A 10,159-nucleotide genomic window follows, 5' to 3' on the forward strand; every position below is an offset into this window, starting at 1 on the left:
GGGCGGTTGCAGCAAGGGAATGCAGACTGTATGGATGTGCGCCGATCCATCCGGCGTAACAACGCCGACACGAAACGACAACAAGACTTACGAGTGGTATGGCCCGACTGGTATTGAAATTTGGCGGGACTTCGGTTGCTGATCTCGATCGCATCCGCAATGTGGCCCGTCATGTAAAGCGGGAAGTGGACGCCGGTCACCAGGTGGCGGTCGTGGTTTCGGCAATGGCCGGCCAGACCAACAAACTGGTCCAGTTCTGCCGAGAGGCGTCGCCGCTTCACGATGCAAGAGAATATGATGCGGTTGTTGCTTCCGGTGAACAGGTAACGTCCGGTCTGCTAGCGATCGTCCTTCAGGACATGGGCGTTAATGCCCGCTCCTGGCAGGGATGGCAGGTGCCGATCAAAACCGATGAGAACCACGGTGCAGCCCGGATCCGGGAGATCGATGCCGGTTTCCTGTGCGAGCGCCTGGAACAAGGGCAGGTTGCCGTACTGGCCGGATTTCAGGGTATCTCCCCCGACAATCGCATTGCGACACTCGGGCGTGGCGGGTCGGACACCAGTGCTGTCGCCATTGCTGCGGCCATCAAGGCTGACCGATGTGATATCTATACCGATGTCGACGGGGTCTATACGACCGACCCTCGCATCGTTCCCAAGGCGCAGCGTCTCGGCCGGGTTTCGTTCGAGGAAATGCTCGAAATGGCGTCTCTAGGGGCAAAAGTTCTTCAGGTGCGTTCCGTCGAGATGGCCATGGTCCACGGTGTTAGGACCTTTGTCCGCTCCAGCTTCGACGATCCGGAAGCATCTCAGGTCGGCGCTGACGGCCTTCCGATTGGTACTCTAATTTGCGACGAGGATGAACTCGTGGAACAGCAGGTTGTCACCGGCATTGCCTATGCCAAAGACGAAGCTCAAATTTCAATTCGTGACGTGGCTGACAAGCCGGGTGTTGCCCAGTCCGTGTTTGGTCCTCTGGCAGACGCGCACATCAATGTCGACATGATCGTCCAGAACATTTCTCCTGACGGAAAGACCACGGACATCACTTTCACGGTTCCGGAGGGTGATTTTGACCGTGCCAAGAAAGTGCTGGATGAGAACCGCGGCGAGATCGGTTTTCAGGCTCTTGAAGGGGCGACCGACGTGGTCAAAGTCTCTGTCATCGGGATTGGCATGCGTTCTCATGCCGGGATCGCTGCGCAGTGCTTCAGCGGTCTTGCGTCCAAGGGCATCAACATTCGCGCCATCACGACATCGGAAATCAAAATCTCCGTCCTGATCGATTCCGCCTATGCAGAACTTGCGGTCCGGACTCTCCATTCGCTATACGGGTTGGACGGATAGCATTTTCTGCAAGAGATCACTGATCGGGATCCTTACGGGAACTTGCAAGAAGCGGGATCAATCGGGGGCGCAATGCGCAGCAACCTAGCCGGACCGCGCCTGTTACTCCGCCGGCTTCGCGAAGTCATGGCAGAGCCAATCACGGCGCAAGAGCGACTCGACAAGATCGTTGTGCTGATCGCGTCGAACGTGGTCGCCGAAGTCTGTTCCGTTTATATCCTGCGCGCCGACGGTGTTCTTGAACTCTATGCAACAGAAGGCTTGAACAGGTCCGCGGTCCACAATGCGTCGCTGCGCGTCGGGCAAGGGCTCGTCGGGCTGATCGCTGCCGAAGCGCGCCCGCTTAATCTTCCCAATGCCAGCGCTCACCCGGGTTTTGCGTATCTGCCTGAAACGGGTGAAGAAGCCTATAATTCATTTCTTGGTGTGCCAATTCTCAGGGCAGGCCGGACCCTTGGCGTTCTCGTCGTACAGAACCAGTCCCACAGGACGTATCTGGAAGACGAGGTTGAGGCTCTTCAAACAACGGCCATGGTGATCGCCGAAATGGTTGCGGCAGGCGAGTTGGAGGCGATTGCCCAAAAAGCCACCGGGCTTGATTTGTCACGGCCGATCACTGCCAATGGTGTCGGACTTTCCGAAGGTGTCGGACTTGGACATGTGGTTCTGCATGAACCGCGTGTCGTCGTTACCAACCTGATTGCGGAAGACACGGACACGGAAAAAAGCCGCTTGGAAGCTGCCATCAATCGATTGCGGCTCTCTATCGACGATCTTTTGGCAAGTGGAGAAATCGCTGCAACGGGAGAGCATCGCGAGGTGCTCGAGGCTTACCGCATGTTTGCCTATGATCGCGGTTGGATCAGGAAAATCGAAGACGCGATCAAGAATGGCCTGACGGCAGAAGCTGCCGTCGAAAAGGTGCAAAGCGACACACGAGCCCGGATGTTGCGCCAGACGGATCCTTATCTGCGCGAACGACTTCACGATCTGGATGATCTAGCACACCGTTTGATCCGTGAGTTGATGGGGCGTGAACACGGTCCGGGCTTCGACGAGTTGCCGCAGGATGCCATTATTGTCGGGCGCAACATGGGTGCTGCGGAGCTGCTTGACTATGGTCGCGACCGCATTCGGGGCCTGGTGCTGGAAGAAGGCGGGCCGACCAGTCATGTGACCATCGTGGCGCGTGCGCTCGGTATTCCGATGGTTGGTCTGGTGGATGACATTGTCAGTCTGGCGGATGGCGGCGACGCAATCATTGTCGATGGCGATACTGGCGAAGTTCATCTGAGACCCGCTGCGGACCTGGAAAATGCATATGCGGAAAAGGTGCGGTTCCGGGCACGCCGGCAGGCCCAGTATCGCAGGCTGAGAAACAAGCCCTCGGTTACACGCGATGGTGTCGAGTTCTCATTGCAGATGAATGCCGGTCTGCTGGTCGATCTTCCGCATCTGGAAGAATCTGGAGCGGCTGGTGTCGGACTGTTTCGAACAGAGCTGCAGTTCATGGTTGCTTCATCGTTTCCGCGCATGCGCGAGCAGCAACAGCAATATTCCCAGATCCTGGACGCGGCCGGCGGCAAACCGGTGACCTTCCGGTCGCTGGATATCGGCGGCGACAAGGTGCTTCCCTATCTGCGTTCGATCCAGGAAGAAAATCCTGCCATGGGTTGGCGTGCCCTTCGGCTTGGGCTGGATCGACCAGGCTTGCTGCGAACCCAAATTCGGGCCCTCCTGCATGCAGCCGCCGGCCGGGACCTGAAACTGATGTTTCCGATGGTTGCGGTCGTTGAGGAGTTTTTGGAGGCAAAGTCGCTTGTCGACAAGGAAGTGAAACACTTGCGGCAACATGGCCATGCGACGCCGGAAAATATCCGGTTGGGTGTTATGGTCGAAGTGCCTTCGCTTCTGTACCAGCTTGAAGAACTGATGGATTGTGTCGACTTTGTCTCGGTCGGCTCCAATGACCTGTTTCAGTTTTTCTGTGCGGTTGATCGCGGCAATACGCGTGTCGCGGATCGTTTCGATACTTTGGGCGTCGGCTTCCTGCGCGCCTTGAAATCCATTGCAGACGCCGCACATAAAGCTCATGTCCCGGTGACATTGTGTGGTGAACTCGCAGGACGCCCGCTTGAGGCCATGGCCTTGCTCGCACTCGGCTTTAAAGATCTTTCGATGTCTCCAGCCTCGCTGGGGCCGGTGAAGGCGATGTTGCGAACCGTTGATGCGGGGCGCTTGTCTGCTCGGTTGTTGCCCAGGCTGGAGCCGGGCCACAATGACAGGAGCATCCGAGACGTGCTGCAGCGCTTTGCTGCCGAAACCGATGTTGCTCTTTAGCACGATCAGTCTTAACTCATTCCCGCATTGGGGTATCAGGAGAATCAGCGCGTATGCTGGCGCGTCACAAACTTGATAATTTGCTGGATCGTTTTGCCGAAATCGAACACACGATGTCGGCGAATCCGGACCCTGCTGCCTATGTCAAACTGTCCCGCGAATATGCCGGGCTTGAGCCCCTTGTTTTCAAGATCCGGGCCCTGATCAAGGCGGAAGACGAATTGTCCGACGCTGAGGCATTGATGTCTGATCCGGAAACGGATGCGGAAATGCGTGAGCTGGCTGAACTGGAATGCAGTGAGCTGTCAGCAACAGTGGAAACTCTGACGCAGGATGTACGCATTGGTCTGCTGCCAAAAGACGAAGCGGACACGAATGACGCCATTCTGGAAGTTCGAGCTGGCACCGGCGGAGACGAAGCTGCTCTTTTTGCAGGCGATCTCTTTAGAATGTACCAGCGTTTTGCAGAACTCCAGGGCTGGAAGGTCGAAGTGCTTTCTGCCAGTGACGGAGAAGTTGGTGGTTACAAGGAAATCATCGCTTCCGTTTCAGGTGACAGCGTGTTCGCGAAACTTAAATTTGAATCGGGCGTGCACCGGGTGCAGCGCGTACCGGCAACGGAGTCTGGTGGCCGGATCCATACATCGGCGGCAACCGTCGCCGTGCTGCCACAGGCGGAGGATGTCGACGTCGACATTCAGGACAGCGATCTGCGGATTGATACCTTCAGGGCCTCGGGCGCAGGTGGACAGCACGTCAACACCACGGATTCTGCAGTGCGTATCACACATATGCCGACTGGTATCGTCGTGGCCGTGCAAGATGAGCGCTCTCAGCACAAGAACAAGGCTCGGGCGATGCAGTTGCTCCGGGCTCGCATATATGATGAAGAGCGGGAACGGGCTGCCAGCGAACGTACTGAGGCTCGCCGTCTTCAGGTCGGGTCCGGCGACCGCTCGGAGCGAATTCGGACTTACAACTATCCCCAGGGGCGTGTCACCGATCACCGCATCGGCTTGACCCTCTATAAGCTGGATCAGATCGTTGCGGGTGAAGGCCTTGGCGAAGTGATCGATGCGTTGATCGTGGATCATCAGGCAAATCTGCTGGCATCGGAAGAAGCCTGACCATGACAGTCGGCCAGCTTTATCGGCAGGTGCGCGACATGTTTCGGGATGCAGAACTTGACCTGCCTGAACTCGACGCGAAACTGCTGGTGAGCGCTGCACTGGGAATCTCGATCTCTGATTTGATGCTGCGTGGCGACGATCCGGTAAGCGATACGAATTCTGCTACAGCGCAATCTCATGCCGCAAAGCGCCTTGCCGGCATGCCGGTCGGGCGGATCCTGGGGGAAAGAGAGTTCTACGGCAGGCGGTTTCTCATGAACCCGGCAACGCTGGAACCGCGGCCTGACACAGAAGTTCTGATCGATGCGGTGATCACACTGAGCGTTCCCAGCGAGGAGCTGTTGATTTGCGATATCGGTACCGGAACCGGGGCCATTGCGGTGACGCTTCTTGCGGAAATGACAAGATCCAGGACGGTTGCCGTCGATCTATCCCTTGAAGCGCTCTTATGTGCTTCGAAAAATGCAGAGCTGCATGAGGTATCTGATCGGTTTTTGCCACTTTGTTCAGATTATGCATCCGCGCTTGAAGGTGCGAAATCCGGCGTCTTCGATTGGGTGGTGAGCAACCCGCCCTATATCCGTACTGAAGATCTTGTAAGGTTAAGTCCGGAAGTCACAAAGCACGATCCTGTCTTGGCTCTTGATGGCGGCGAATCCGGATTGGAAGGATATGTGCGAATCATCGCGCAAGCCGAAATGCTTCTCAGGTCAGGAGGGCGAATCGCACTCGAAATTGGCTTCGATCAAGCAGACGCCGTTGAAAAACGGTTGCGTCATCATAGCTTTGGAGCAATTGAAATCGTTAAGGATCTTTCTGGAAACGACCGAGTGCTGCTGGCCTGCAGGCGATAATTCTCCGGTTTTGATCCAATAGCGAAAAAGCACTTGGAAAACTCGACGGAAACGGTTAGGTTCCAGTTGCCGAGACCGGAGATGTGATCAGCGTTCAGCGGGGCATAACGCATCCGGCAGCGTGGGGACTGACGCAAATTTAGCGCCAAGGAATCCGTTGCGTATCGGACTATCCGGTGTTTTCGGACTGTCGAGGAAAAAGACAATCGCGTGGCCAGTGGCCTTTAACGCGCTGCGTATGTTTTCAATGACAGCCGCTAACCAGCATTGTTGGTTTCGGTGATGTATTTCGTGTCGGTTTTAAACAATTCCGATGTTGGGTCAGCGACAGTTGACCGCCGTTCCGCAAGAGAAAACGGCAGGATGAGACCAGGAAATCAAAGCAATAAGCGTATGCGCGGAAGGGGCCGCAAAGGTCCTAATCCGTTAACCCGGACTTATGAGTCTAACGGTCCAGATGTGAAAATCCGTGGCACAGCGATGCATATTGCGGAGAAGTACCAGCAGCTTGCACGCGATGCTCAGGCATCCGGCGACCGTGTGATGTTCGAGAACTACAATCAACACGCCGAGCACTATCAGCGTATCGTGGCTGCAGCGCAGCCGCAGCAGCAACCTGCCGCACAACAGCAGCAACAAGCTCGCAACGAAAACGAAGATGCGCCTGATGCCACTCAGGCCAATGGCTCCGGCCCTGCAAACGGGTCGGAAAGACCAGCGCAGCAGGAACGAGCTTCTGCTGATGGCGACGTTGTCGATGCAAACAGCCCGCAGCCCTTTATCGAGGACATGCCGGTGATCGACCAGGAAGGCAAAGTCAATGGTGCCGGTCAGAAGGCCGAAGCCGACGATGCCGACTCGGAAGAAAAGCCGCGCCGACGCGCCCGTACGCCCAGGTCGCGCGCTCCTCGCCGGAGTGCTGGCGATGACGCGACTGCCGAAGCTTCAGCTGACGCCAGCGCGGACGCGCCACAAGCACCTGCAGAGGGCGCTGAAGAAGAGCAGCCGAAGCCACGGCGACGGACAACGCGCACTCGCCGGCCCAAAGCGACGGAAGAAACTTCTGCAGAAGCCGGTGCTGGCGAATAGACCACTGACGACAATAGAACTATTGGAACGGCGCTTCATTGGAGCGCCGTTTTTCTTTTGTCTGCGGATTTTGTCACAGGGGACTTTTGTGATGAAAATGCAACACTATATATGAGTGGCAGTTCGAAAATAACTGTGCGGATGCCTGATTGCAGGGTCCGGATCCCAAGACGCTCTCCACGCTTCGGGTGGTGCGGGCGGATAGGAGGTTGAATATGAACTTTGAAAAATACACTGAGCGTGCCCGTGGCTTCGTCCAGTCCGCTCAAACATTTGCGCTGGGGCGCGGTCATCAGCAGTTTTCTCCCGAACACATACTAAAAGTGCTTCTGGACGATCCGGAAGGTATGGCAAGCGGCCTGATTGATCGGGCAGGCGGTCAGTCAAAGGCGCTGAAAGGTGACCTTGAAGGCGTGCTTGAAAAAATGCCCAAGGTTTCAGGCGGTTCAGGTCAGCTTTACATGGGCCAGGCGACGGCGCGGCTGTTTGAACAGGCTGAACAGATTGCCGAAAAAGCCGGTGACAGCTTTGTAACCGTAGAGCGGTTGTTGCTGGCGCTTGCCATGGACAGTGGCAGTGAAGCCGGCAAGCTGTTGAAACGTCACGGCGTTACGCCCAACGGTCTGAATGAAGCGATCAATCAGCTGCGTCAGGGTCGGACCGCGGACAGCGCAACGGCAGAAAACCAGTATGACGCTCTTAAGAAATACGCCCGAGATCTTACGGCGGTTGCCCGGGACGGTAAGCTTGATCCTGTTATCGGACGCGATGAGGAAATTCGTCGCACGATCCAGGTGTTGTCTCGACGGACCAAAAACAACCCCGTTCTGATCGGTGAGCCAGGTGTGGGTAAGACGGCAATCGCTGAAGGGCTCGCATTGCGTATTGTCAATGGAGATGTGCCCGAATCGCTTAAGGACAAGCAACTTCTCGCGCTCGACATGGGCGCTCTTATTGCCGGGGCCAAATATCGCGGTGAGTTCGAAGAGCGCCTGAAAGCGGTGCTGTCGGAAGTTGAGGCAGCCGCTGGCAATATCATCTTGTTCATTGACGAAATGCACACGCTGGTCGGAGCCGGAAAGGCCGATGGCGCGATGGACGCTTCGAACCTGCTCAAACCTGCGCTGGCGCGAGGCGAGCTTCACTGTGTGGGTGCGACGACGCTCGACGAGTATCGCAAGCATGTTGAAAAGGATGCAGCGCTTGCCCGTCGTTTTCAGCCCGTCTTTGTCAGCGAGCCAACCGTTGAAGACACTGTCTCGATACTGCGTGGCATCAAGGAGAAGTACGAACTCCATCATGGTGTTCGGATCACCGATTCTGCCGTTGTTTCAGCCGCATCGCTTTCCAACCGCTACATCACTGACCGGTTTTTGCCCGACAAGGCAATTGATCTGATGGATGAAGCTGCAAGCCGGTTGCGTATGCAGGTCGACTCCAAGCCTGAAGAACTGGACGAACTGGACCGCCGGATCATTCAGCTTAAGATCGAGCGTGAAGCCTTGAAAGTTGAAAGCGACGAGGCGTCCAAGGATCGGCTCGCCAAGCTGGAAAGAGAGCTGACGGAACTTGAGGAACAGTCGCAGGCGCTTACGAACCGTTGGCTCGGCGAAAAGGAAAAACTGAACCTTGAGCAGAAAATCAAGGAGCAACTCGAACAGGCGCGTATCGACCTGGAAATTGCACAGCGAAGTGGTGATCTGTCGCGGGCCGGTGAGCTTGCCTATGGCGTGGTCCCGGATCTTGAGAAGAAGCTGAGCGATGCCGAAGCGTCCGAAGACAAGGACGCCATGGTGGATGAGGCCGTTACGCCCTCGCATATTGCGCAGGTTGTTTCCAAATGGACCGGCATTCCAGTCGATAAGATGCTGGAAGGCGAGCGGGAAAAGCTGCTGAGGATGGAAGATGTTCTTGCCGGGAGAGTGATCGGTCAGGCAGAAGCCATTCATGCGGTCTCGACAGCCGTGCGCCGCGCGCGCGCTGGTCTTCAGGATCCCAACCGGCCGATCGGTTCTTTCATGTTTCTCGGGCCGACCGGCGTCGGCAAAACGGAACTGACCAAGGCATTGGCGAGTTTCCTGTTCGATGATGACAGCGCGATGGTTCGCATCGACATGTCGGAATATATGGAGAAGCACTCCGTGTCTCGGTTGATCGGTGCGCCTCCGGGATATGTCGGTTACGAGGAAGGCGGTGCTTTGACCGAAGCCGTGCGACGACGCCCGTATCAGGTCGTCCTGTTCGACGAAATCGAAAAGGCGCATGGAGATGTCTTCAATGTGCTGCTTCAGGTGCTTGATGATGGGCGGCTGACTGACGGCCAGGGACGCACAGTCGACTTCCGCAACACGCTGATCATCATGACGTCTAACCTTGGCGCTGAGTATCTTGTGAACCAGCCGGAGGGCCAGGATACGGATGCAGTGCGCGATGAAGTCATGGGCGCAGTCCGATCTCATTTTCGACCCGAGTTTTTGAACCGGTTGGATGAGATCGTCCTGTTCCACCGTCTGCAGAGGTCGCAGATGGCCGATATTGTCAAGATCCAGCTTGAGCGGCTTCGCAGCCTGCTCAGCGATCGCAAGATCACGCTGAATCTGGACGATAGCGCCCTCGGCTGGCTGGCGCAGAAGGGGTACGACCCGGCATACGGAGCCCGGCCGCTGAAGCGTATTATCCAAAAGGACGTTCAGGATCCTCTGGCAGAAAGACTGCTGTCCGGAGATGTCATGGATGGGCAGACTGTGGATGTTTCAGCAGGTGCGGACCGTCTCCTGTTTCAGGTTGCCGGTTCTGAAATCGTCGCTGCCTGACGGAGGTTTGGTTCCGAGCAGAAATGAACAAAGCCCGCGGAAGCAATCCGCGGGCTTTTTTTGATCAAAGCAGATTTTCCGGATTTAGTTGACGGCAGCAACGCGGGAAGGTTTGCGGGCGCGATCAATCAAAGTGTCGACACGGTAGCGCTCAGCTTCGAATGCCGTGCGCATTTCGCCATCGAGGGTACGGCCCTTGGGCAGTTTGATCCGCATCGGGTCCATGTAACGCCCGTTGACAAGAACTTCGTAGTGCAGGTGAGGCCCGGTCGAAAGACCTGTTGAGCCGACATACCCGATAATCTGCCCCTGGGTCACGCGCGCACCTTCGCGCACGCCCTTGGCAAAGCCGGTCATGTGATTGTAGGTGGTGGTATAGCCGTTGGTGTGACGCAGCTCGATCCGGCGTCCGTAACCTGAACTCCAGCCGGCCTTTTGGACCGTCCCATTGCCTGCTGCCATAATCGGCGTGCCACGCGGTGCAGACCAGTCCACGCCACGGTGCATTTTGGTGTATTTATGGATCGGGTGACGGCGCATGCCGAAACCGGACCGGAACTTGCCGCCATTGAGCGGCTTGCGGA

The 10,159-nt window shown here is 56.6% G+C and carries 7 protein-coding genes (1 of these 7 running past the window's edge); 6 read left to right on the forward strand and 1 reads right to left on the reverse strand.

Annotated features, from left to right (window positions below; all coding sequences use genetic code 11):
• Positions 1-98: 98 nt before the first annotated feature.
• The 6 genes from FIV00_RS04995 (at position 99) to clpB (ending at position 9,575) form a co-directional block, all read left to right on the forward strand.
• Positions 99-1,349 carry an aspartate kinase gene (locus FIV00_RS04995; protein ID WP_152499719.1) on the forward strand — a complete coding sequence of 417 codons (1,251 nt, stop codon included), beginning with the start codon at positions 99-101 and terminating at the stop codon, positions 1,347-1,349.
• A gap of 72 nt (positions 1,350-1,421) precedes the next feature.
• Positions 1,422-3,689: a phosphoenolpyruvate--protein phosphotransferase gene (ptsP, locus tag FIV00_RS05000; RefSeq protein ID WP_152499720.1), complete on the forward strand. Its 2,268-nt coding sequence runs from the start codon at positions 1,422-1,424 to the stop codon at positions 3,687-3,689.
• Between the two features lie 53 nt (positions 3,690-3,742).
• Positions 3,743-4,816, forward strand: coding sequence for a peptide chain release factor 1 (prfA, locus tag FIV00_RS05005; protein WP_152499721.1), 1,074 nt, complete (start codon positions 3,743-3,745; stop codon positions 4,814-4,816).
• A gap of 2 nt (positions 4,817-4,818) precedes the next feature.
• Positions 4,819-5,673: a peptide chain release factor N(5)-glutamine methyltransferase gene (gene prmC, locus FIV00_RS05010; RefSeq protein ID WP_152499722.1), complete on the forward strand. Its 855-nt coding sequence runs from the start codon at positions 4,819-4,821 to the stop codon at positions 5,671-5,673.
• A gap of 363 nt (positions 5,674-6,036) precedes the next feature.
• On the forward strand, positions 6,037-6,762 hold the full coding sequence (locus FIV00_RS05015; protein ID WP_152499723.1) for a DUF4167 domain-containing protein: 726 nt from the start codon (positions 6,037-6,039) through the stop codon (positions 6,760-6,762).
• Between the two features lie 215 nt (positions 6,763-6,977).
• Positions 6,978-9,575 carry an ATP-dependent chaperone ClpB gene (gene clpB / locus FIV00_RS05020; RefSeq protein ID WP_152499724.1) on the forward strand — a complete coding sequence of 866 codons (2,598 nt, stop codon included), beginning with the start codon at positions 6,978-6,980 and terminating at the stop codon, positions 9,573-9,575.
• A gap of 84 nt (positions 9,576-9,659) precedes the next feature.
• Here the strand turns inward: clpB and FIV00_RS05025 are convergent, their stop codons facing one another.
• On the reverse strand, positions 9,660-10,159 hold the final stretch of the coding sequence (locus FIV00_RS05025; protein ID WP_209006818.1) for a M23 family metallopeptidase. It continues 1,387 nt past the right edge of the window; only the last 500 of its 1,887 coding nucleotides appear in the window; the start codon falls outside the window, past its right edge; it ends in the stop codon at positions 9,660-9,662.

Source organism: Labrenzia sp. THAF82, from assembly GCF_009363435.1.
In the GTDB taxonomy this organism is placed as follows: Bacteria; Pseudomonadota; Alphaproteobacteria; order Rhizobiales; family Stappiaceae; genus Roseibium; species Roseibium porphyridii.